Genomic DNA, 23,028 nt, shown 5'->3' with positions numbered 1-23,028 from the left:
ACGGCCCTGGCCCCACGCCGTCTCGACCCCGGTCAGTGGTGGACGGCAGTTCGCCGTTCTACGGGCGCGCCGCCGGCGACAACGGTGCTGGGGTTGTCCGCACGGCGCTCCAAGGCGGCCGAGAGGACGGCGAGGACGAGCGCGCTCGCGGCGAGGACGGCGCCGACCCAGTTGGGGGCGGTGTAGCCCAGGCCGGCCGCGATGACGAGGCCGCCGAGCCAGGCCGAGAGGGCATTGCCGAGGTTGAAGGCGCCGATGTTCACGGCCGACGCCAGTGTGGGGGCGCCGTGCGCCTGGTCGAGGACTCGCTTCTGCAGCGGCGGCACGGTCGCGAAGCCCAGAGCGCCGATGAGGGCGATCGTGACCGCCGCGAGGATCTTGTTGTGCGCGGTGACGGTGAACAGGGCGAGCACGACAGCGAGGCCGCCCAAAGACACGTACAGCATCGGCATCAGCGCGCGGTCGGCGAACTTGCCGCCGATGAGGTTCCCGCCCACCATGCCGAGGCCGAAGAGGACCAGCAGCCAGGTGACGGAGCCGTCGGCAAAGCCCGCGACGTGCGTCATCATCGGCGCGATGTAAGTGATGGCCGCGAAGACCCCGCCGAAGCCGAGCACGGTCATCGCCATGGCCAGCAGCACCTGGACGTTCTTGAAGGCGGCCAGCTCATGACGGAGGTGTACGCCTTCGGGCTTCGGCAACTCGGGTACCAGCTTGGCGATGCCCAACAGACCGATCAGGCCGAGCGCGGCGACACCGGCGAAGGTGACCCGCCAGCCCGCGGACTGTCCGATCAGCGTGCCCAGGGGGACTCCGACGACGTTGGCGATGGTGAGCCCGCTGAACATCATGGCGATGGCACCGGCCTTCTTCTCGGGAGCGACCAGTTCGGCCGCGACGACCGAACCGATGCCGAAGAAGGCGCCGTGGGCGAGGGAGGCGACCACTCGGCCCGCCAGCATCAGTCCGAAGGCAGGTGCGACGGCGGAGAGCAGATTGCCGAGGACGAACAGTCCCATCAGCAGCATCAGCATCCGCTTGCGGGGCACCTTCGTGCCGAGCGCGGTCATGATCGGGGCACCGATCACCACGCCGAGGGCATAGCCGGTCACCAGCAGTCCGGCGGTGGGGATGGAGACGCCGAAGTCACCGGCGACCTCGGGCAGCACGCCCATGATCACGAATTCGGTAGTTCCGATTCCGAAGGCCCCGATCGCGAGGGCCAGAAGCGCGAGAGGCATGGTGGGGTACACCTTCCCAGAAGATTGCAGGAGCGCTTTGCGTGCTTCCATAATAGTTGCAGACGCGGGCTATATGCAACAGCGGGCTATTGCACTGGTGCTCTATCCTGGGTTTCAGCCACTCCGGGACGGAGGAAAACGCCATGACAGCCACGGACCCCGCGCTCACCGCCCTCTCTCAGGGCTGGTGCGCTCTCTCCCTTTTGCACGGGAGGATCGAGGCCCGCATCGAGCGCGAGTTGCAGGCCAAGCACGACCTGAGCGTGCGGGAGTACTCGCTGCTCGACGTGCTCAGCCGACAGCACGACGGTGAGGGCGGTCATCTGCAGATGAAGCAGGTCGCGGATGCGGTCGTCCTGAGTCAGAGCGCCACCACTCGCCTTGTCACCCGGCTCGAGGACCGCGGGCTGCTTTCCCGTTACCTCTGTCCGACCGACCGCCGCGGCATCTACACGAATGTCAGCGAGGCGGGCCTCAAGCTCCTCGAAGCGGCACGTCCCACCAATGACGCCGCCCTGCGCGAGGCACTCGACGAAGCGGCCAAAACCCCGGAGCTGGCCCCGCTGGTCCGAGTCGTGGAGTCGGCGAGCGTGCCCGCATAGACCGTGCACCCCATGCCCGTGCCCTCATAAGGTGCGGGCATGGGAGATCTTGAAATACGAGCGGCTGTCGCCGAAGACGTGCCCGCCATCGTCGCGATGCTCGCGGACGATCCGCTGGGCGCCCAACGCGAGTCGCAGGACGACCTGACCCCGTATCAGACCGCCCTGGAGCGCCTGCGCGCCGACCCGAACCAGCACCTGGTCGTCGCCGTGCGCGAAGGCCGCGTCGTCGGCACCCTTCAGCTCACGGTGATTCCCGGGTTGTCCCGCAAGGGAGCGACTCGCTCCATCATCGAAGGCGTACGCATCCATGCCGACGAGCGCGGCAGCGGCCTCGGCACCCAGCTCATCGAGTGGGCGATCGACGAATCCCGGCGCCTGGACTGCCAGTTGGTCCAACTGACCTCCGACGTCACCCGCACCGACGCCCATCGCTTCTACGAGCGGCTCGGCTTCACAGCCTCCCACGTGGGTTTCAAGCTGCCGCTCTGAGGCATACCGCTGCATGGTGTGGGGTGGTGTGTTTCACGTGAAACACACCACCCCACACCATGGCGCCGTCTACTGAATCCCTCGCCAGCCCTCGGGGTCCACCCCACCCGGCACAGGAGCCCCCTCGTCGTAGGGCTGCCGCGTGAAGACGAAGGACCCGAGGTCGAGATGGCTCACAGAGCGGCCCGGGCGCCGTACGGCCCGCAGCAGCTCCCCCGCGTAGTAGCCGTCGAGCCCCGTCCATGTCCCGTCACCGTTCGCCCGGAATCGGGCGCGCCGACCGACGCCGGACAGCGGCTCCAACGTGACGTCCCCGCCGGCCGTCAGCCGCAACCCGAACGCCTGAGTCCCCCAGTACCACTGCCCCACCAACTCCAGTACGGAGCTGTCGACTTCGATCATGGGACGCCAGGGCTCGGGGATTCTCGGCTCGGCCTCCGCAACAATCCGTACGAGATCAGCGGCAACGGTCAGCGCGGGCGGGCCCGAGGTGCAGTTGGACAGCACGACCGCCGCCACGTCGTCCTCCACACCGATCACCAGGCCGGCCAGGAATCCCGGCAGGGAGCCGGAATGTCCGACGAGCATGTGGCCGTCTCGGTGCAGGATCTGCATGCCGAGGCCGTAGGCACCACCCGCGGCCAACTCCGCCGCCTCGGGCGGCGCGGCAGGCGTACGCATCTCTCGTACGGACTCCGCGCTCAGCACCCGGTCGTCGCCCTGAGCCAGAAAGGCGGCGAAGCGCGCCAAGTCCGCGGTGGTGGACCACAGTTGTCCGGCTGGAGCCATCCGGCCGAGATCCTGCGCAGGTTCGGGCATCATCACGTCCGCCCAGGGATGGACGGCCCAGCCTCCCGCGTGCGGCGCCTGCGGCCGACCGCTCGTACGGTGCAGACCCAAGGGCTCGAGCACCTCGCGCCGCAGCACCTCCTCCCAGGGGGCGCCCCGCAACTCCTCGACCAGCGCGCCCAAGAGTGTGTAGCCGGGGTTCGAGTAGTGGTGCCGACGCCCCACCGGGTGCCGGAAGGGCTGCTCGCCCAGAACGTCGGACAGCTCGGGACGGAGCGAGCCCGGCGTGCGCTCCCACCAGGGTGCGGGCGACTCGGCAGCCAAACCGCCGGTGTGCGCGAGCAGTTCGGCGATGGTGGCCTCCCCCGCGCCGGTCCCGGGCAGATGCTTCTCCAGCGGGTCACAGAGGTCCAGCACGCCGTCGTCACGCAACCGCAGTACGAGTACGGCGGTAAAGGTCTTGGTAATGGAGCCGATCCGGTACTGGACGTTCTCGTCGGGCCCGTGCCCGTCCACCGAGGTCCGTGCCCCGTTCCACACCGTCTCCCCGCCCCGGACGACCGCCGCGACCAGCGACGGCGCCCGGCCCTCGGTCTGTGCGACGGCGATATGGTGCAGCAGAGCCCGGCGCGTGGCGGGAAGCAGATCATCCTGAGGCGTCGTCATGACACCAGTCCACCCGGCCCGGCACCGCACGTCGAGCGCATTAACCTGAGGCCGCCCCGCAGCGCGTGTGGGGTCTCGCTGCTCGTGACATGTCGATCTTGCGTGACCTGGGCGTTCTTGGCTGTCTCACGGCCTTGTCACCCATGATCAGCTCAAATCCGTGGCATTTCCTCGCGAGGGCGAGGTCGAGATCAGGCGGCTTGCCCGTGTCGGCCGAGTACACCACGCTGAGCCCCGAGCACGAGGAATACCGGCGATGCCGCCGGGCTGATCGACGAGTACGTGATCGCCGCCCATCCGGTCCTGGTGGGCGGCGGCACGCCGTTCTTCACCGCGCTGGACAGCTGGGTGAACCTGAACCTGGTGGAGACGCGGACGTTTCCCGGCGGCGTGGTCCTGACCAGGTACGAGACGAGGCGCTGAGCAGCTTCCCGCTGTCTCACGGCTTGGATGGATGTTTCCTCTCACCGTCGCGGCGATCTCCCCCACCGCACACCCCCGAGCCCACGAGCGATGCCCCGTGAGCCCACGGTGTCAGTGGGCTTCTACCAGGGCACCAGCATCAGAGCCCAATCACCCATACGAGTGGGCGGCTTGACCTGCCAGTCTCAGATTCGTGTCAGGTATGCCATCGCTTGGCCATCGCTCGTGAGATTTGGCCACGAAATCTGAGACCCTACAGCGCGTCGGATCAGGTCTGCGCCATGTCCACGAAGCGCGAGTAGTGGCCCTGGAAGGCCACCGTGATCGTGGCCGTCGGACCGTTACGGTGCTTGCCGACGATGATGTCCGCCTCGCCTGCGCGCGGTGACTCCTTCTCGTATGCATCCTCGCGGTGCAGCAGGATCACCATGTCCGCGTCCTGCTCGATCGATCCGGACTCACGCAGGTCGGAGACCATGGGCTTCTTGTCCGTACGCTGCTCGGGACCACGGTTGAGCTGCGACAGCGCGATCACCGGCAGCTCCAGCTCCTTGGCCAGCAGCTTCAGGTTTCGCGACATGTCGGAGACCTCCTGCTGACGGCTCTCGGACCGCTTGCCGCCCGACTGCATCAGCTGGAGGTAGTCGATGACCACGAGCTTGAGATCACTGCGCTGCTTGAGGCGACGGCACTTGGCGCGGATCTCCATCATCGACAGGTTCGGGGAGTCGTCGATGTAGAGCGGTGCGGCCGAGACATCCGGCATGCGGCGCGCGAGCCGGGTCCAGTCCTCGTCGGTCATCGTGCCGGATCTCATGTGGTGCAGGGCCACCCGGGCCTCGGCCGACAGCAGACGCATCGCGATCTCGTTGCGGCCCATTTCGAGCGAGAAGATCACGCTGGGCATGTTGTGCTTGATCGAGCAGGCCCGCGCGAAGTCCAGGGCCAGCGTCGACTTACCCATGGCGGGACGAGCCGCGATGATGATCATCTGGCCCGGATGCAGACCGTTGGTGAGCGAGTCGAGGTCGGTGAAGCCGGTCGGCACACCGGTCATCTCCCCCGAACGCGACCCGATCGCCTCGATCTCGTCGAGAGCGCCTTCCATGATGTCGCCGAGCGGCAGATAGTCCTCGGTGGTGCGCTGCTCGGTGACCGCGTAGATCTCGGCCTGGGCGCTGTTGACGATCTCGTCGACGTCTCCGTCGGCCGCGTATCCCATCTGGGTGATGCGCGTGCCTGCCTCGACCAGGCGGCGCAGAACCGCCCGCTCGTGCACGATCTCGGCGTAGTACTCGGCGTTCGCCGCGGTCGGGACCGTCTGTACCAAGGTGTGGAGATACGGGACGCCGCCGACCTTCGTGATCTCGCCGCGCTTGGTGAGCTCGGCCGCGACCGTGATGGGGTCGGCGGGCTCGCCCTTGGCGTACAGGTCGAGGATCGCCCCGTAGATGGTCTCGTGTGCCGGCCGGTAGAAGTCGTGCCCCTTGAGGACCTCGACCACATCGGCGATGGCGTCCTTGGACAGGAGCATGCCGCCGAGGACGGACTGCTCGGCGTCCAGGTCCTGGGGCGGTACGCGCTCGAAGGACGAACCGCCGCCCTCCCACGAGCCACTGTCCCGGTCGCGGTCGTGCTGCTCGTCTCGGCCGCGGCCACCGTTGCTGTGCTGGCGGGAAGCGGGCAGACGATCACTGGGACCGCTGTCGGCCCAGGGGTCGTCCAAAGGCTCGGAAATACTCACCGAGCCACCTCCTCCCGTCCGCCGAGCGGACCTAACCGTGCCTCTCATTTCTACGGCACGGCACTGACAACTGAGATGCCCAACTCCGGTTCTGACACGTCGGTTTTGCCAGGTTTCCGAGGACGGAGGAGAGAGCGGGCGCCGCACCACGTTAGGGCCGCGGGCACCGTCAGCCAATCTGGTTATCCACAGGCCATGTGGACGACGGCCCGGATGCTGTGGAGAACCCCACAAAACCTGTGCACGACCCGGTGGACAGCCCTGTGAACAAGCCCTCAACCTCTCCGACACACCCACTCTGACCAGCTACTTTCCCATCCACCGGCTGTGCAGAAGAAAAACTTTCCCAGTCGGACCAAGATCGCTGCAAACGGTACGTGACGGCACACCCCACCCTGGGCTGAGTAAGGGTCCTTATGGCATTGCATCTCTTACCTGTGGAAGATTAGATTGGTGCTCATGACACAGGCTCCCGTGGCGCCCAAGGCCACCCGACGCCGGCACGACCGAGAGATCGTCGCGCTGGCCGTTCCGGCCTTCGGCGCACTCGTAGCCGAGCCTCTCTTCGTGATGGCCGACAGCGCCATCGTCGGCCATCTCGGCACCGCACAGCTGGCCGGCCTCGGCGTCGCCTCGGCACTCCTCATGACCGCCGTCGGCGTCTTCGTGTTCCTCGCCTACGCCACCACGGCCGCCGTCGCCCGCCGTGTCGGCGCAGGCGATCTGCGGTCCGCAATTCGCCAGGGCATGGACGGCATCTGGCTTGCCCTGCTGATCGGCGCAGCCGTCATAGGCATCGTCCTGCCGGCGGCCCCCAGCCTCATGGAGCTGCTCGGCGCCTCCGACACCGCCGCCCCGTACGCCACCACCTATCTGCGGATCTCAACACTCGGCATCCCGGCCATGCTCGTCGTGCTCGCCGCCACCGGTGTCCTGCGCGGACTGCAGGACACAAAGACTCCCCTCTACGTGGCTGTCGGGGGCTTTGTCGCCAACGCCGTCCTCAACGCAGGCCTCGTCTACGGTGCCGACCTGGGCATCGCCGGCTCCGCCTGGGGCACCGTCATCGCCCAGTTCGGCATGGCCGCCGTCTATCTGTACGTCGTCATCCGCGGCGCACGGAAACACGGTGCCTCGCTGCGGCCGGATGCCGCCGGGATACGAGGCTGCGCCCAGGCCGGTGCTCCTCTGCTCGTGCGCACGCTGTCGCTGCGGGCCATTCTCGTGGTCGCCACGGCGGTGGCCGCGCGGCTCGGGGACGCCGAGATGGCAGCGCACCAGATCGTCCTCTCCCTGTGGAGTCTGCTCGCCTTCGCACTCGACGCAATCGCCATAGCGGGACAGGCCATCATCGGACGGTATCTCGGCGCGGACGACGCCCAAGGAGCCCGCGAGGCCTGTCGGCGCATGGTGCAGTGGGGCATCGCTACTGGGGTCGTACTCGGTCTGCTCGTCGTCGCCGCTCGCCCCCTGTTCCTGCCCCTCTTCACCGGTGATTCGACCGTGCGAGACGTTGCGCTCCCGGCCCTGGTGCTGGTGGCCGTCTCGCAACCAATCTGCGGCATCGTCTTCGTCCTGGACGGAGTCCTGATGGGGGCGGGGGACGGGCCATACCTGGCCTGGGCCATGCTGCTCACCCTGGCGATCTTCGCTCCCGTCGCGCTGCTCGTCCCTGCACTCGGGGGCGGTCTCACCGCGCTCTGGGGTGCCATGACGCTGATGATGACGATGCGGATGCTGACTCTGTGGCTGCGTTCTCACTCGGGGCGCTGGATCGTCACAGGCGCAACGCGCTGACCGTTTCACGTGGAACCCGCGTTTCACGTGAAACAAGGAGCACCAGGCGTCTACGTGAAACGCAGCCTCGCACTCGAGAAACGCAGAAGGGCCGCACCCCGAGGGGTGCGGCCCTTCTCTCAGCTATGCCGAGCGCTGCACTCAGGCAGCAACAACCTCGATGTTGACCTTGGCGGCAACCTCGGGGTGCAGACGCACGGACGTCTCGTGGGCGCCCAGGGTCTTGATCGGCGCGCCCAGCTCGATGCGGCGCTTGTCGACCTCGGGGCCACCGGAAGCCTTGATCGCCGAGGCGATGTCGGCCGGGGTGACGGAACCGAAGAGACGACCGGCGTCGCCGGAGCGAACGGCCAGGCGGACCTTGACGCCTTCGAGGCGGGCCTTGATCTCGTTGGCCTGCTCGATGGTCGCGATCTCGTGGATCTTGCGAGCACGACGGATCTGCTCGACGTCCTTCTCGCCGCCCTTGGTCCAGCGGATCGCGAAGTTCCGCGGGATCAGGTAATTGCGAGCGTAGCCGTCCTTGACGTCGACTACGTCGCCCGCGGCACCGAGGCCGGAGACCTCGTGGGTGAGGATGATCTTCATGTGTCGGTCACCCTTCCCTTATCGCGCGGTGGAGGTGTAGGGCAGCAGCGCCATCTCACGGCTGTTCTTCACGGCCGTGGCGACGTCACGCTGGTGCTGCGTGCAGTTGCCGGTCACGCGGCGGGCACGGATCTTGCCGCGGTCGGAAATGAACTTCCGCAGCATGTTCGTGTCCTTGTAGTCCACGTACGTGACCTTGTCCTTGCAGAAAGCGCAGACCTTCTTCTTCGGCTTGCGCACAGGCGGCTTCGCCATGGTGTATCTCCTGTGTGATCAAGAAGTGGGGGTACGACCCACCCTCGGCCCGGGGGCCTAGAAGGGGGGCTCGTCCGAGTAGCCGCCGCCGGAACCGCTGGAGCCGCCGGAGCTTCCGCCCCAGCCGCCGCCACCGCCGCCGCCCTGGTTGCCACCGGCAGGGGCGCTGGTCGCCCAGGGGTCGTCGGCGGGAGCGCCGCCACCCTGCTGCTGACCGCCGCCGGGGCCTCCGCCCCAGCCGCCGCCCTGCTGGCCGCCGCCACCGCCGCCGTAACCGCCCTGGCCACCTCGACCAGTGGTCTTGGTGACCTTGGCCGTGGCGTTCTTCAGGCTGGCGCCGACTTCCTCGACGTCCAGCTCGTAGACCGTGCGCTTGACGCCCTCACGGTCCTCGTAGGACCGCTGCTTCAGCCGGCCCTGCACGATGACGCGCATGCCTCGCTGGAGCGATTCGGCGACGTTCTCAGCCGCCTGACGCCAAACCGAGCAAGTCAGGAACAGGCTCTCGCCGTCCTTCCACTCATTGGTCTGACGGTCGAAGGTGCGGGGAGTGGACGCGACACGGAACTTCGCGACCGCCGCACCAGAAGGGGTGAAGCGCAGCTCGGGGTCGTCGACAAGATTGCCGACGACCGTGATGACGGTCTCGCCTGCCATGGGGGTACCTCTCGGCGGGTTTGCTGCTGGCTGCTTGCTGCTACTCGAATCCCGAGTACCGCTGAGCTAGGAAGCTCAGTGGGTCTCGGGACGGAGGACCTTGGTCCGGAGGACCGACTCGTTCAGGTTCATCTGGCGGTCGAGCTCCTTGACGACCGCAGGCTCGGCCTGCAGGTCGATGACCGAGTAGATGCCCTCAGGCTTCTTCTTGATCTCGTACGAGAGACGACGACGGCCCCAGGTGTCGACCTTCTCGACCTTTCCGTTGCCCTCACGGACGACGGAGAGGAAGTTCTCGATCAGGGGGGCGACAGCGCGCTCCTCCAGATCGGGGTCGAGGATGACCATCACCTCGTAGTGACGCATGTGGAACCCACCTCCTTTGGACTCAGCGGCCACGGTCGTTCCGTGGCAGGAGGGTTGTGATGCGTACGCAACGGTATCGGCCGCCACTGACAATCGGGTTCCCCGTCGGCGGACCGAGCGGGATTCCCTGTCGTGACCTGGCCATGCCCTGGGCAGACACCGGTGCAGAGGGTACAGACTACCTGCACACCGGCTTCCGGTTGAAATCCGACCGTGTTGACCGTCAATCTGTACACATCGGGTGTGTATGGCGCTACGATGCGCCGCCTTCCGCAGGAGGTGCCCCATGGCACAGGTATTGCGACCCAACACCACGACCGGCTCTCTCTTCGCCACGGATGGCAAGCCCCATCCGCTCCAGGACACCTTGCTCGCGGTGACCCTGGTGCTGGGGATCACGGCCTTCGTCACGGCGATGTTCCACAGCTTGCATCTGATCAGCTCCTGGGCCGGCCTGGTGGGAATCCTCACCGGTGCGTACGGGCAGTTCATCTCCGTGACGACCCGCGAGCGCTTCGGGCTGATCCTGGGGCTCGGTGCCTCGGCGATCGGCTTCTTCCTCGGCATGGCCCACGGGGGTCTCTTCGGCGGCCTCTTCTGACCCGAACGCCCGTTTTCCTCTGACCCCGGGACTCTTCGACATCTGTCCCCAGGGCGCAGGTTCCATACGGCCATTCGAGGCGCTCCCAGGGCGCAGTAGGCTTCGGCGCGAGAGCCGGAGCCCCTGTACCCATGGGGACACACCAGCCCGAGGAGCGCCCCGAATGAGTCTGACCCTGAGGACCATCAGTCGAGAGCAGCATCTGGCGTACATCCAGAGCCTGCCCGCGGCGAGCCACATGCAGGTCCCGGCCTGGGCAGATGTGAAGGCGGAGTGGCGCTCCGAGAACCTCGGCTGGTTCGACGACAGGACCGGCGAGATGGTCGGCGCGGGCATGGTGCTGTACCGCCAGCTGCCCAAGATCAAGCGCTATCTCGCGTATCTGCCCGAGGGTCCGGTCATCAACTGGTTCGCGCCGAACCTCGACGACTGGCTGCAGCCGATGCTCGCGCACCTCAAGCAGCAGGGCGCCTTCTCCGTGAAGATGGGCCCGCCGGTGATCATCCGCCGCTGGGAGGCCGCTTCGATCAAGGGCGGCATCCAGAACCCGGACGTGAAGCGCCTGCGCGACATCGAGGCGGACTTCATCGAGCCGCGCGCCTTCGAGGTCGCCGACAAGCTGCGCCGCATGGGCTGGCAGCAGGGCGAGGACGGCGGCGCCGGCTTCGGCGACGTCCAACCCCGCTATGTCTTCCAGGTGCCGCTGGCCAACCGCTCCCTGGAAGAGGTCCACAGGAACTTCAACCAGCTGTGGCGCCGCAACATCAAGAAGGCCGAGAAGGCGGGCGTCGAGGTCGTCCAGGGCGGCTACCACGACCTGGAGGAGTGGCAGCGGCTGTACGAGATCACAGCCGTCCGCGACCACTTCCGGCCCCGGCCGCTGTCGTACTTCCAGCGCATGTGGACGGCCCTCAACACCGAGGACCCCAATCGCATGCGGCTGTACTTCGCGCGCCACAACGGGGTGAACCTGTCGGCCGCGACGATGCTGGTCGTCGGCGGGCACGTCTGGTACTCCTACGGCGCCTCGGACAACATCGGCCGCGAGGTCCGGCCCTCGAACGCGATGCAGTGGCGGATGCTGCGCGACGCATACGCCCTGGGAGCGACCGTCTACGACCTGCGCGGTATCTCCGACTCGCTGGACGAGACGGATCACCTCTTCGGCCTGATCCAGTTCAAGGTGGGCACGGGCGGGCAGGCCGCCGAGTACCTCGGCGAGTGGGACTTCCCGCTGAACAAGCTGCTCCACAAGGCGCTCGACATCTACATGTCGCGCCGCTGAGCCAGCCCGAATCGCATGCCGAGCCGCTGATCCGGCCCGGCGTCGCCCCGTCGGTCCGGCGAATCCGCCACAATTTCCTTTCATACCTCTGATACACCGCAGCCACGAGAAAGGTTCCGGGACCGGCCATGGCGCTCACGCTCTACGTCGACACCGCGCGCTGGCGGGCACACCACAAGCAGGTGTCCGAGCAGTTTCCGGGGCTGGTCCCCGTCTGCAAGGGCAACGGCTATGGCTTCGGCCACGAGCGGCTCGCGGACGAGGCCACCCGCCTGGGCTCGGACATCCTCGCCGTCGGCACCACGTACGAAGCCGCCCGGATCAAGGACTGGTTCGGCGGCGACCTGCTGGTCCTGACACCGTTCAGGCGGGGCGAGGAGCCCGTGCCACTGCCCGACCGCGTCATCCGCTCCGTGTCGTCCATCGACGGCGTGTACGGCCTCGTGGGCGCCCGTGTCGTCATTGAGGTGATGTCCTCGATGAAGCGGCACGGCGTGAGCGAGCAGGATCTGCCCCACCTGCACTCCGCCATAGAGAACGTCCGGCTGGAGGGCTTCGCCATCCATCTGCCGCTGGACCGCACCGACGGCTCGGATGCCGTCGAGGAGGTCATCGGCTGGATGGACCGTCTGCGCGCCGCCCGCCTGCCGCTGCACACGATGTTTGTCAGCCACCTCAAGGCCGAGGAACTCGCCCGTCTCCAGCAGCAGTTCCCGCAGACCCGCTTCCGCGCCCGCATCGGCACGAGGCTGTGGCTGGGGGACCACGAGGCGACCGAGTACCGCGGGGCCGTCCTGGACGTCACACGCGTCTCGAAGGGCGACCGCTTCGGCTACCGGCAGCAGAAGGCGGCCTCCGACGGCTGGCTGGTCGTCGTGGCGGGCGGTACGTCGCACGGAGTGGGCCTGGAGGCCCCCAAGGCGCTGCACGGCGTCATGCCCCGCGCCAAGGGTGTCGCCCGCGCCGGCCTCGCGACGGTCAACCGGAACCTTTCGCCGTTCGTCTGGGCGGGCAAGCAGCGTTGGTTCGCGGAGCCCCCGCACATGCAGGTCTCGATCCTCTTCGTGCCCGCGGACGCCACGGAACCGAAGGTCGGCGACGAGTTGGTGGCCCATCTGCGGCACACCACCACGCAGTTCGACCGCATCGTCGAACGCTGACCCCAGGGTCCGACCCGCTCGGAAACAGCAGAGAGGCCGTACACGAACACCGTGTACGGCCTTTTGCGTGGCTTCCCTACGCCCTGTTCGCTCAGGGCGAACTGTCCCCGGCCGCCGCGCTCTGGCTGCCCCATTCGACCTGCGGCCCGTCGAAGTGCGCCGCGTGCCGCGGCGGATGGGCCGCGGCCCCGAGTACGAAGACGTCCTCCGCACCGTCCAGGACACCGCCCGATGGATCGTCGTCACCGGCTCGGCGCACCATGTCGCGGTCCGGCATGAAGATGTCGCGTACGACCACAGCGCACAGGTACAGCGTCCCCAGCAGGTGGACGGCGATGGCGACTTGGTACCCGTCGGTCGGCAGGCCCTTGTGGGCGTCCCCGCTGGTCGTATACGCGAGGTACATCCAGATGCCCAGGAAGTACGCGACCTCGCACGCCTGCCAGATCAGGAAGTCCCGCCAGCGCGGCCGGGCCAGCGCGGCGAGGGGGACCAGCCACAGCACGTACTGGGGCGAGTAGACCTTGTTGGTGAGGATGAAGGCCGCGACGATCAGGAAGGCGAGCTGGGCGAAGCGAGGGCGGCGCGGGGCGGTGAGCGTGAGCGCGGTCAGGCCCACGCAGATGAGCAGCATCATGATCAGCGCCCAGTTGTTCGCCGCCTGGAAGGTGATCGTGATCTTCAGCCACTGTGAGATGAACAGGAACACCGACCCGAAGTCGACGCCGCGGTCGTGGCTGAAGCTGTAGAACTTCGCCCAGCCTTCCGGCGCGAAGTACATCACCGGAAGGTTCACGGCGAGCCAGGCGCCGACGGCGCCGAGCAGCGCGGTTCCGAACTCGCGCCACTTGCCGGCCCGCCAGCACAGCAGGAAGAGCGGTCCGAGCACCAGGAACGGGTAGAACTTGGCGGCCGTGGCAAGCCCGATCAGCACGCCGAACGCCAGAACCCGGCCCCGCGACCACATCAGCATGGCGGCCGCCAGCAGGGCCACCGCGAGGAGATCCCAGTTGATGGTGGCCGTAAGCGCGAAAGCGGGCGCTAGGGCGACCAGGAGGCCGTCCCAGGGCCGCCGACGGTGGGTGCGCGCAGTGCACACGGCGATGACCGCCGCGCACACCATCAGCATCCCGGCGTTGACCATCCAGTAGATCTGCTCCTGGTCCTGGATGCTCCCGCTGCCCGGGGTGAGCCAGGCCGCAACCTCCATGAACACACCGGTCAGCACCGGGTACTCGAGGTAGTCCATATCGCCGGGGATCTTGTCGAAGTACGGCACAAGACCGTCGGCGAAGCCGCGTCCCTGGTAGAGGTGCGGGATGTCGGAGTAGCACGCGTGGGTGTACTGCGAGCTGGCGCCGAAGAACCAGCCACCGTCGTAGCACGGCAGCTTCTGCACCATGCCGAGGGCGAACATGCCGATCGCGATGAGCGCGACGATCCGCACGGGCGTCCACCAGGACGTCCCGGGCAGGGCTCGTCGGCCGATGGGTCCGCCGATCAGCTCACTGCCGCTCGCGGCGACCTCGTCCTCCTTGGTCGGCCGTACCAGCTCCGGCTCGTGCACGCTCGCTCGCGTCGTCTCTGCACTGGGCATGCCGCACATCCTGCCGTACGCAGCTAGGAATACGCCGAGGGCCGCCGCACCTGGTCGGTGCAGCGGCCCTCGTTTCACGTGAAACGGTGTGTTTCACGTGAAACACAGACGGAGGCGGCTATCCGGTCGGCCCTCCGAAGATCCCTCCGTTGCCGTTGCCATTACCTCTGGTGGATCCGGTGCTGGTGGTCTCCGTCGGTGTGGCGGTTACCCCTCCGTCCGTTCCACCGGTATCCGTGCCACCCGTGTCCGTCCCGCCGGTACTGCCGCAGTTCAAGTCCCACTTTTTACAGGTCTCGCTCACCGAGGGTGAGGGAGAGTTCAGACTCTCGCTGGGGGTCGGAGTCGGCGTCGCACTCTCCGTGGCGCTCTCGGTGGCCGAGGGGGTCGCGCTCGGGCTCGGGGTGTCATTGAGGACCGTGCCGATTGGCTCGGGGGTCGGGAAGTTCTCGACAGGTTGCCCCTTGAGCGCCTGTTCCATGTAGTCGCGCCAGATCTGGGACGGGAACGAGGCGCCGTGGATCGTCTTCTCGCCACCCGTGCCGTACATCTGCAGGAACTCGCGGTTCTTGTTGGTCTCGTTGTCGTCCATGCGATACATGCCGATCGAGGTCGACAACTGCGGCGTGTACCCGACGAACCAGGCGGACTTGTTGCCGTCGGTAGTACCGGTCTTACCGGCCACTTCACGACCGGTCAGCTGGGCGTTGGTACCGGTTCCCTTCTCGACCACGGTCTTCAGGACGTCGGTGACGTTGTCGGCCACCCGCGCGGTGAAGGCCGTCTTGGTCTTCTCGACGTCGGCGTGCCGGAAGACCGTGCCGTCCTTGTCGGTGACCTTGTCGACCGAGTACGGGTCGTTTTGCTTGCCGCTGGCCGCGAAGGTCGCGTACGCACCGGCCATACGGATCGCGCTCGGGGAGGAGGTACCGAGCGAGAAGGAGGGAAACCTTGAGCTGGCGAGACTCGACTCCTTGATGCCCGCGTCCACGACGGCTTCCTTCACCTTGTCCAGACCGACGTCCATGCCCAGCTGGACATAGGCGGAGTTGACGGACTCGCGCATCGCCTCACGTAGGTCGATCTTGTAGCTGGGCGGGTTGTAGGACCGCTCACCGTCGTTCTTCTGCAGCCACTCCTTGCCCTTGTCATCCTGCCAGGGAGTGTGGTCGTAATCCTGGATCTTGAGCTTGTTCTTACCGCTGTACAGGCTCTTCGGAGAGACGATGGTCCGCTCATCCTGTGCCTGGTCCGGGTCGCCGTCGGGATCCTTGACCCCCCACGACATGGCGGCCGCCAGTACGAAGGGCTTGAACGTCGAACCCACCTGGGCACCGGTCTGGTCGGCGTTGTTGGTGAAGTGCTTGGTCGCGTCCTCACCGCCGTAGATTGCCTTGATCGCGCCGGTCTTCGGGTCGACGGAAGCCCCACCGAACTGGACGTACTTGTCCGTCTTCGGACGCAGCTTGGGCTTGATGTTGGCCTTCTGGACCTTCTTCACGGCGGCCTGGAGCGCTTCGACCTTCTTCTTGTCGAAGGTGGTGTGGATCGAGTAGCCGCCCTGCTGGAGCTGGTTGGCGGTGATGTTGGTGTTGTTGATGATGTAGCCCTTGGCGAGGTCGACGAGATAGCCGATCTGGCCGCTGAGCCGGGTGTTCGAGCGCGGGTTCTGCCACTTGGGGAGTTCCTTGTACTTGGCCCGCACCGAGGCGCTCAAGTGGCCGTACTCGACCTCCTTGTCCAGGGTGTCTCTCCACTGGGCCGTGGCCCGCTTCGTGTTGGACTTGGGGTCGGCAGCCGGGTCGAACTCCGTCGCACCCGCCGGGTCGTAGTACGTGGCGCCCTTGAGCATCGCCGCGAGGAAGGCGCACTCGCTGGGGTCCAGCTTGACGGCGTCCTCGTTGAAGTACGCGCGCGCGGCCGCCTGGATACCGTAGGCCCCGCGACCGTAGTACGCGGAGTTCAGGTAGCCGGCCATGATGTCTTCCTTCTTGACCGTGGCGCCGACCTTTATCGCTACGAAGAGCTCCTTGAACTTCCGCGAGACCGTCTGCGACTGGTCGTCCAGCATCGCGTTCTTCACGTACTGCTGGGTGATGGTCGAGCCGCCCTGCGTCTGACCGCCCTTGGCCATGTTGAGGAGGGCTCGGGCGATGCCCTTCGGGTCGATGCCGCTGTCGGTCTCGAAGGTCTTGTTCTCCTGCGAGATGACGGCGTACCGCATCGCTTCGGGGATCTGGTCGTAGTTGATGATCTGGCGGTTGGTCTCACCACCGGTGGCGACCATCTCGCTGCCGTCAGCCCAGTAGTACACGTTGTTCTGTGCCCTGGCGGTGTCGGCGACCTTCGGGACCGAGACCATCGCGTACGCGATACCGGCCACAGCGACCAGGCTGCCGAAGAAGCCGATACACAGTCCCGACACGAGCTTCCAGGACGGGACCCAGCGCGCCGCGCCGTACCTACCCGCGCGCGGGTAGTCGATGAAGCGCTTCTTGACGGGCCCGGAAGGACGGCCGCGGCCACGTCCCGGACCGTTGGGGCCCGGGGGGCCACCACGTCGGCCGCCACCGCCTCCGGGGCCGCCACGTCCCGCGCCGTCGGCCGATCTGCGTCGGCCTCCGCCACCGGCACTTCTCTGTGCCGCCCGTCGGGCCTCGGCACGGCCACCGTACGGGCGCTCCTCTTCACCTCCCGACCCATAGGAGTCGGAAGGAGACCCGGTGGCGCCTCGCGGTGCCGCACGGCGACCGGAGGGCGTGCCGGACTGGCCGCGTCGGGCCGCGGCACGTCCGCCTTCCTGCGGTTGCGGCAGTTTGCGACGGTGCTCGCTCATCGAACGATTACTCCTCGGGCAGGCGCACCCATGCGCGCCTGGAAACGGCGGCTGGTTTCCGGTCCCCCCGAAGTACGGATGCGGTCGTTTGCGCATTCACCCGTACTGCACCAAAGACGTTGACGCCCTCAGGCGTCACTCGGTTCCCGGTGGTGTGCATGCCGCACAGACTACGCACCGTCAAAACCCACCTAGGGCCGAAGTTCACCCCAAATCAGGCAACTCGCTTCGTATGAATCGGTGATGTGACGCCGTTCACCGTGACCCCTCTTGTCGCATCCGGATGGCCGTTCTATCGTGCTGATGTATCGAGTCGATACATCAGTGCGGCATAAAGACTGTGCCGACGAGGCAGCGACAGGGAGGAGGCGACGATGAGCCGGCGTTCCGGGATCCTTGAGTTCGCCGTACTCGGCCTGCTCCGCGAGTCCCCGATGCACGGCTATGAGCTGCGCAAAAGACTCAATACGTCACTGGGTGTGTTCCGTGCGTTCAGCTACGGGACGCTCTACCCCTGCCTCAAGACGCTGGTCGCCAACGGCTGGTTGATCGAGGAATCGGGATCCACACCTGAAGACGCCCTCACGGCAACACTCGCGGGGCGTCGCGCCAAGATCGTCTATCGATTGACGGCGGAAGGTAAGGACCACTTCGAGGAACTTCTCGCGCAGACGGGTCCCGACGCGTACGAGGACGAGCACTTCGCCGCTCGCTTCGCCTTCTTCGGTCAGACGTCACGCGATGTACGCATGCGCGTACTGGAGGGTCGCCGCAGCCGTCTGGAGGAGCGCCTCGAAAAGATGCGCGCCTCGCTGGCGCGCACCCGGGAGCGCCTCGACGACTACACGCTTGAGCTCCAGCGCCACGGAATGGAGTCCGTGGAGCGCGAAGTGCGCTGGCTGAACGAGCTCATCGAGAGCGAGCGGGCGGGACGGGACATCAAGAGTTCCGCCTCCGAAGGCTCCGCTCAACAGAACAACACATCTGGAGAGACGGGCGGCCTGCCCCGGCACCGGGACAGCACCCGGCCGGATCCGTCCGACGACACCGCCACGTGAGGCCCATTCGGGGTTTCACCGATACACACAGGGAGCAACCGGAATGGGTTCGGTTCGCGTAGCCATCGTCGGCGTGGGCAACTGCGCCGCCTCGCTGGTACAGGGCGTCGAGTACTACAAGGACGCCGACCCGGCGTCCAAGGTGCCCGGTCTGATGCACGTCCAGTTCGGGGAGTACCACGTCGGTGACGTCGAGTTCGTCGCCGCCTTCGACGTCGACGCGAAGAAGGTCGGCCTCGACCTCTCCGACGCCATCGGTGCCAGCGAGAACAACACCATCAAGATCTGCGACGTCCCGAACAAGGGCATCAAGGTCCAGCGCGGCCACACCCTCGACGGTCTCGGAAAGTACTACCGCCAGACCATCGAGGAGTCCGCCGAGGCCCCGGTCGACGTCGTCCAGATCCTCAAGGACAAGCAGGTCGACGTCCTCGTCTGCTACCTGCCCGTCGGTTCCGAGGACGCGGCGAAGTTCTACGCCCAGTGCGCCATCGACGCCAAGGTCGCCTTCGTCAACGCCCTCCCGGTCTTCATCGCCGGCACCAAGGAGTGGGCGGACAAGTTCACCGAGGCGGGCGTCCCGATCGTCGGCGACGACATCAAGTCGCAGGTCGGCGCCACCATCACGCACCGTGTGATGGCGAAGCTGTTCGAGGACCGCGGTGTCCGTCTTGAGCGCACCATGCAGCTCAACGTCGGCGGCAACATGGACTTCAAGAACATGCTGGAGCGCGACCGCCTCGAGTCCAAGAAGATCTCGAAGACGCAGGCCGTCACCTCGCAGATCCCCGACCGCGACCTGGGCGAGAAGAACGTCCACATCGGTCCGTCGGACTACGTGGCCTGGCTGGACGACCGCAAGTGGGCGTACGTGCGCCTCGAGGGCCGTGCCTTCGGTGATGTCCCGCTGAACCTGGAGTACAAGCTCGAGGTCTGGGACTCCCCGAACTCCGCGGGTGTCATCATCGACGCCCTGCGCGCCGCGAAGATCGCCAAGGACCGCGGCATCGGCGGCCCGATCCTGTCGGCGTCCTCGTACTTCATGAAGTCCCCGCCGGTCCAGTACTTCGACGACGAGGCCTACGACAACGTCGAGAAGTTCATCAAGGGCGAGGTCGAGCGCTAAAGCACGTCTTTGTGAGTGCTGTCGAGGGTCCCTGGGCATACCGCCCGGGGACCCTCCTCGGATGTGAGGCTGTGCCCCATGACTGTCGTGCGTGACCTGCGCGTACTTCTGCGTTTCCAGGGCTTCAGACGCCTGCTCGGCGTACGACTGCTGTCCCAGGGCGCCGACGGCGTCTACCAGGTCGCGCTCGCCGCGTACGTCGTCTTCTCACCGGAGAAGCAGACCTCCGCGGCCTCGATCGCCTCCGCGATGGCGGTCCTCCTGCTCCCTTACTCCCTCATCGGCCCCTTCGCCGGCGTCCTGCTGGACCGCTGGCGGCGCCGCCAGGTCCTGCTCTACGGCAACCTGCTGCGGGCGGCGCTGGCCTGTGTGACGGCCGTCCTGATACTGAGCCCTGTCCCCGACTGGCTCTTCTACGTCTCCGCGCTGTGCGTCACCGCGGTCAACCGCTTCGTCCTGGCGGGCCTGTCGGCGGCGCTGCCGCGCGTCGTCGACTCCGAGCGCCTGGTGATGGCCAACTCCCTGTCGCCGACCGCGGGGACACTCGCCGCCACCACGGGCGGCGGTCTCGCCTTCGTCGTACGGCTCGTCGCCTCGGACTCCGACGCGACGGTCGTCCTCCTCGGAGCGGCCCTGTATCTGTGCGCGGCGCTCGCCTCTCTGCGCATCGCGCCGGACCTGTTGGGCCCCGACGCGAAGTTGGTGCAGTCACGCCTGGCTACGGCGCTCGTCGGCACGGCACGCGGCCTCGTGGCCGGCGTACGCCATCTCGCCGAGCCCGAGCGTAGGGAGGCGGCCTGGGCACTCGTGTCGATGACCCTGATGCGCTTCTGCTACGGCGCCCTGTTGGTCATGGTGCTGATGCTCTGCCGGTACGCCTGGTCGTCCGACTCGGACGACGGCCTCGCCCTGCTGGGACTGGCCGTGGCCATCTCCGGAGCGGGCTTCTTCGCGGCGGCCGTAGTGACCCCCTGGGCAGTGGGGCGACTCGGCTCCGGCGGCTGGATCGTCGCATGCGCGGGCGCTGCCGCGATCCTGGAGCCGGCGCTCGGCCTCCCCTTCGCGGCCTCGCCCATGCTGGTCGCCGCCTTCGTCCTCGGCCTGACCACGCAGGGCGCGAAGATCGCCACGGACACGATCGTGCAGTCATCCGTCGACGACGGCTTCCGCGGCCGGATCTTCTCCCTCTACGACGTCCTCTTCAACGTCGCGTTCGTCGGCGCGGCGGCAGTAGCCGCTCTGGTACTGCCTTCTGACGGACGCTCGGTTTCCCTCGTCGTCTCCGTGGCAGCGCTCTACGCGGCAATTGCTGCCGCTATGGCCCACTTCGAACTGCAGTAAGTGTCACATCAGTGCCACAGAGCCCCTCCGGGCTACTGAGTTGTCACAGGGGCCCGATAGCTTACGTGCGTCTTATTCGCGTCACGCGCCTACGTTCTAGGGGGACCCCCAAGTGACCACTCCGCCGCCCCAGGGCCAGAACCCGTTCGCCCAGGGTCAGCAGCCCTACGGCCAGCCGCCCCAGGGGCAGGCCCCGTACGGCCAGCAGCCGCCGCAGGGTTACCCGCAGCAGCCGGGCTACCCTCAGCAGCCCGGCCAGCCCGGCTTCCCGCAGCAGGGCGCCCCGTACGCCCCCGTGCCGCCGCAGCGCCCGAAGCGCAGCTTCAAGCAGTACCTGCGCATAGTCGTGGCCATCGCGGGCGTCGGAATCATTGTGGGCGGCTGGCTGATCAACAAGGACGGCGATGACGCCAAGAAGCTTTCCGTGGGCGACTGCCTGTACAACAAGGGGACTTCGAACAAGCCGGACGTCGTCCAGGTCGACTGCAGCGACTCCAAGGCCACGCACAAGGTCCTCAAGAAGGCCGACGGCGCCTCGCTGCCTTCGCTGACCTGCGGAAGCGTCACGGGCACGACGGCGACGCTGACGTGGAAGGAAACGGGCGAGTCCTTCACGCTCTGCCTGGGGGACAACAAGTAACCCGCGGAGCCGGATGCGCGAAGGGGCGGTGTTTCACGTGAAACACCGCCCCTTCGCGTTGCCCAGGGTCATGTTTCACGTGAAACATGACCCGCTGCATGGGCCTCAGCTCTGCTCGGCCCACCACTCCTTGAGCGCCGCCACCGCCGCGTCGTGCTCCATCGGACCGTTCTCCAGCCGGAGCTCCAGCAGGAACTTGTACGCCTGGCCGATCGCCGGGCCCGGGCCGATACCCAGGATGTCCATGATCTGGTTGCCGTCGAGGTCGGGGCGGATCGCGTCGAGCTCTTCCTGCTCCTTGAGCTGGGCGATGCGCTCCTCCAGGCCGTCGTACGCACGGGAGAGCGCCGCCGCCCTCCGCTTGTTCCGCGTGGTGCAGTCGGAGCGGGTCAGCTTGTGGAGGCGGTCGAGGAGCGGGCCCCCGTCGCGGACGTAGCGACGAACTGCGGAGTCCGTCCACTCGCCGGTGCCGTACCCGTGGAAACGCAGATGCAGTTCGACCAGACGTGAGACGTCCTTCACCAGATCGTTCGGGTACTTGAGCGCTGTCATGCGCTTCTTGGTCATCTTGGCGCCCACCACCTCGTGGTGGTGGAAGGAGACCCGCCCGTCCCCCTCGAATCGACGCGTCCGCGGCTTGCCGATGTCGTGCAGCAGCGCGGCGAGCCGGAGGGTCAGGTCGGGACCGTCCTCCTCCAGCGCCATCGCCTGCTCCAGAACGATCAGCGTGTGGTCGTAGACGTCCTTGTGCCGGTGGTGCTCGTCGCGCTCCAGCCGCAGAGCGGGAAGCTCAGGCAGCACATGGTCGGCGAGTCCGGTGTCGACAAGCAGCGTCAGGCCCTTACGGGGGTGCGCGGAAAGGATCAGCTTGTTCAGCTCGTCCCGCACCCGCTCGGCCGAGACGATCTCGATACGGCCGGCCATGTCCGTCAGCGCCGCGACGACGTCGGGGGCCACGTCGAAGTCGAGCTGCGCCGCGAACCGCGCGGCACGCATCATCCGCAACGGATCGTCGGAGAAGGACGCCTCGGGCGTACCAGGGGTGCGCAGGACGCGATCGGCAAGGTCGTCGAGGCCACCGTGCGGGTCGATGAACTCCTTCTCCGGCAGTGCCACGGCCATCGCGTTCACCGTGAAGTCACGCCGTACAAGGTCTTCCTCGATGGAGTCGCCGTACGACACCTCGGGCTTGCGCGAGGTCCGGTCGTACGCCTCGGAGCGGTAGGTGGTCACCTCGATCTGGTAGCCGTCCTTCTGGGCACCGACCGTCCCGAAGGCGATCCCGACCTCCCACACGGCGTCCGCCCAGGGCCGCACGATCTTCAGTACGTCCTCGGGGCGTGCATCGGTCGTGAAGTCCAGGTCATTGCCGAGCCGGCCAAGGAGCGCGTCCCGGACAGAGCCGCCGACCAGGGCGAGCGAGAACCCGGCGTCCTGGAAACGGCGGGCTAGGTCGTCGGCGACAGGAGACACCCGCAGCAGTTCATTCACCGCGCGGTGCTGCACCTGATTCAGGGCACGGGGATTGTCTTCGTTGGCGTTCGGCACAACAGAAAAGGGTACGTGGCCCGCACGGGCGCGGGCGCCTCCATTAAATATGCACAGGTGCTCCAGCCGTCCCTGGCCGTGCGCCCTCCTTGATACGCATATATATAGGACAGAACGGACCCGATCCCCCGATCTTGTGGAGCGGACCGCGGCACTTCCCCTCAGCGCACATCGTTACCATGCGTGGACGCACATTCCGACGACCACTGACGACGA

20 protein-coding genes and 1 pseudogene are annotated in these 23,028 nt (G+C 67.0%); 11 read left to right on the top strand and 10 right to left on the bottom strand.

The annotated features are described in order from the left end of the window. Positions 1-32: 32 nt before the first annotated feature. Positions 33-1,241: an MFS transporter gene (locus IEY95_RS18615; protein ID WP_189187159.1), complete on the bottom strand. Its 1,209-nt coding sequence runs from the start codon at positions 1,239-1,241 to the stop codon at positions 33-35. Between the two features lie 143 nt (positions 1,242-1,384). Between IEY95_RS18615 and IEY95_RS18610 the strand changes: the two genes are divergently transcribed. Continuing rightward, positions 1,385-1,843, top strand: a complete 459-nt coding sequence (locus tag IEY95_RS18610) for a MarR family winged helix-turn-helix transcriptional regulator (RefSeq protein ID WP_189187158.1) — start codon at positions 1,385-1,387, stop codon at positions 1,841-1,843. 39 nt (positions 1,844-1,882) lie between these two features. Continuing rightward, on the top strand, positions 1,883-2,335 hold the full coding sequence (locus IEY95_RS18605; protein WP_189187157.1) for a GNAT family N-acetyltransferase: 453 nt from the start codon (positions 1,883-1,885) through the stop codon (positions 2,333-2,335). Positions 2,336-2,404: 69 nt separating this feature from the next. Here IEY95_RS18605 and IEY95_RS18600 read toward each other — a convergent pair whose 3' ends face one another. Next, the gene (locus IEY95_RS18600; RefSeq protein ID WP_189187156.1) at positions 2,405-3,790 is read right to left on the bottom strand and encodes a serine hydrolase domain-containing protein; all 1,386 of its coding nucleotides are present in this window, start codon (positions 3,788-3,790) and stop codon (positions 2,405-2,407) included. A 261-nt stretch (positions 3,791-4,051) separates the two neighbouring features. Between IEY95_RS18600 and IEY95_RS18595 the strand changes: the two are divergent. Further along, positions 4,052-4,213, top strand: a pseudogene (locus IEY95_RS18595) (dihydrofolate reductase family protein); the annotation flags it as partial. A 268-nt stretch (positions 4,214-4,481) separates the two neighbouring features. Here IEY95_RS18595 and dnaB read toward each other — a convergent pair. Next, entirely contained in the window at positions 4,482-5,957 is a 1,476-nt protein-coding gene (gene dnaB / locus IEY95_RS18590) for a replicative DNA helicase (protein ID WP_189187155.1), read from the bottom strand. 450 nt (positions 5,958-6,407) lie between these two features. Here dnaB and IEY95_RS18585 point away from each other — a divergent pair, with 450 nt between their 5' ends. Beyond that, on the top strand, positions 6,408-7,754 hold the full coding sequence (locus IEY95_RS18585) for an MATE family efflux transporter (RefSeq protein ID WP_373294489.1): 1,347 nt from the start codon (positions 6,408-6,410) through the stop codon (positions 7,752-7,754). A gap of 141 nt (positions 7,755-7,895) precedes the next feature. Here IEY95_RS18585 and rplI read toward each other — a convergent pair whose 3' ends face one another. From rplI to rpsF, 4 genes are all read right to left on the bottom strand, one after another. After that, positions 7,896-8,342, bottom strand: a complete 447-nt coding sequence (gene rplI / locus IEY95_RS18580) for a 50S ribosomal protein L9 (RefSeq protein WP_189187153.1) — start codon at positions 8,340-8,342, stop codon at positions 7,896-7,898. A gap of 18 nt (positions 8,343-8,360) precedes the next feature. After that, positions 8,361-8,597 (bottom strand): 30S ribosomal protein S18, encoded by a 237-nt coding sequence (gene rpsR, locus IEY95_RS18575; RefSeq protein WP_003949403.1) that lies wholly within the window; start codon positions 8,595-8,597, stop codon positions 8,361-8,363. Positions 8,598-8,654: 57 nt separating this feature from the next. Further along, positions 8,655-9,254: a single-stranded DNA-binding protein gene (locus IEY95_RS18570; RefSeq protein ID WP_189187152.1), complete on the bottom strand. Its 600-nt coding sequence runs from the start codon at positions 9,252-9,254 to the stop codon at positions 8,655-8,657. A 75-nt stretch (positions 9,255-9,329) separates the two neighbouring features. Then, entirely contained in the window at positions 9,330-9,620 is a 291-nt protein-coding gene (gene rpsF, locus IEY95_RS18565) for a 30S ribosomal protein S6 (protein WP_005482942.1), read from the bottom strand. Between the two features lie 286 nt (positions 9,621-9,906). Between rpsF and IEY95_RS18560 the strand changes: the two genes are divergently transcribed. The 3 genes from IEY95_RS18560 to IEY95_RS18550 all read left to right on the top strand — a co-directional run bounded on the left by IEY95_RS18560 (position 9,907) and on the right by IEY95_RS18550 (position 12,666). Continuing rightward, positions 9,907-10,221, top strand: coding sequence for a hypothetical protein (locus IEY95_RS18560; protein ID WP_189187151.1), 315 nt, complete (start codon positions 9,907-9,909; stop codon positions 10,219-10,221). Between the two features lie 163 nt (positions 10,222-10,384). Continuing rightward, positions 10,385-11,506, top strand: a complete 1,122-nt coding sequence (gene femX, locus IEY95_RS18555; RefSeq protein ID WP_189187150.1) for a peptidoglycan bridge formation glycyltransferase FemX — start codon at positions 10,385-10,387, stop codon at positions 11,504-11,506. A gap of 128 nt (positions 11,507-11,634) precedes the next feature. Next, a complete protein-coding gene (locus IEY95_RS18550) occupies positions 11,635-12,666 on the top strand; it encodes an alanine racemase (protein ID WP_189187149.1) in 1,032 nt (343 codons plus the stop codon). A gap of 91 nt (positions 12,667-12,757) precedes the next feature. Here the strand turns inward: IEY95_RS18550 and IEY95_RS18545 are convergent, their stop codons facing one another. Further along, positions 12,758-14,263, bottom strand: coding sequence for a glycosyltransferase family 87 protein (locus tag IEY95_RS18545; protein ID WP_189187148.1), 1,506 nt, complete (start codon positions 14,261-14,263; stop codon positions 12,758-12,760). A 118-nt stretch (positions 14,264-14,381) separates the two neighbouring features. Further along, on the bottom strand, positions 14,382-17,099 hold the full coding sequence (locus IEY95_RS18540; RefSeq protein WP_189187147.1) for a transglycosylase domain-containing protein: 2,718 nt from the start codon (positions 17,097-17,099) through the stop codon (positions 14,382-14,384). 374 nt (positions 17,100-17,473) lie between these two features. Here IEY95_RS18540 and IEY95_RS18535 point away from each other — a divergent pair, with 374 nt between their 5' ends. The 4 genes from IEY95_RS18535 (at position 17,474) to IEY95_RS18520 (ending at position 21,264) form a co-directional block, all read left to right on the top strand. Continuing rightward, positions 17,474-18,157: a PadR family transcriptional regulator gene (locus IEY95_RS18535; RefSeq protein WP_189187146.1), complete on the top strand. Its 684-nt coding sequence runs from the start codon at positions 17,474-17,476 to the stop codon at positions 18,155-18,157. A gap of 43 nt (positions 18,158-18,200) precedes the next feature. Then, the gene (locus IEY95_RS18530) at positions 18,201-19,283 is read left to right on the top strand and encodes an inositol-3-phosphate synthase (RefSeq protein ID WP_189187145.1); all 1,083 of its coding nucleotides are present in this window, start codon (positions 18,201-18,203) and stop codon (positions 19,281-19,283) included. Positions 19,284-19,361: 78 nt separating this feature from the next. After that, positions 19,362-20,624, top strand: a complete 1,263-nt coding sequence (locus IEY95_RS18525; protein ID WP_189187144.1) for an MFS transporter — start codon at positions 19,362-19,364, stop codon at positions 20,622-20,624. 112 nt (positions 20,625-20,736) lie between these two features. Further along, positions 20,737-21,264 (top strand): LppU/SCO3897 family protein, encoded by a 528-nt coding sequence (locus tag IEY95_RS18520; RefSeq protein ID WP_189187143.1) that lies wholly within the window; start codon positions 20,737-20,739, stop codon positions 21,262-21,264. Positions 21,265-21,369: 105 nt separating this feature from the next. On the opposite strand, the gene IEY95_RS18515 is transcribed toward IEY95_RS18520, so the two are convergent. Continuing rightward, the gene (locus IEY95_RS18515; RefSeq protein ID WP_189187142.1) at positions 21,370-22,812 is read right to left on the bottom strand and encodes a CCA tRNA nucleotidyltransferase; all 1,443 of its coding nucleotides are present in this window, start codon (positions 22,810-22,812) and stop codon (positions 21,370-21,372) included. Positions 22,813-23,028 lie beyond the last annotated feature (216 nt).

This window comes from Streptomyces albiflavescens (assembly GCF_014645835.1).
GTDB classification, from domain to species: Bacteria; Actinomycetota; Actinomycetes; order Streptomycetales; family Streptomycetaceae; genus Streptomyces; species Streptomyces albiflavescens.
The sequence above is the reverse complement of the archived record's forward strand: the minus strand, read 5'-3'. Positions and strand labels throughout refer to the sequence as shown.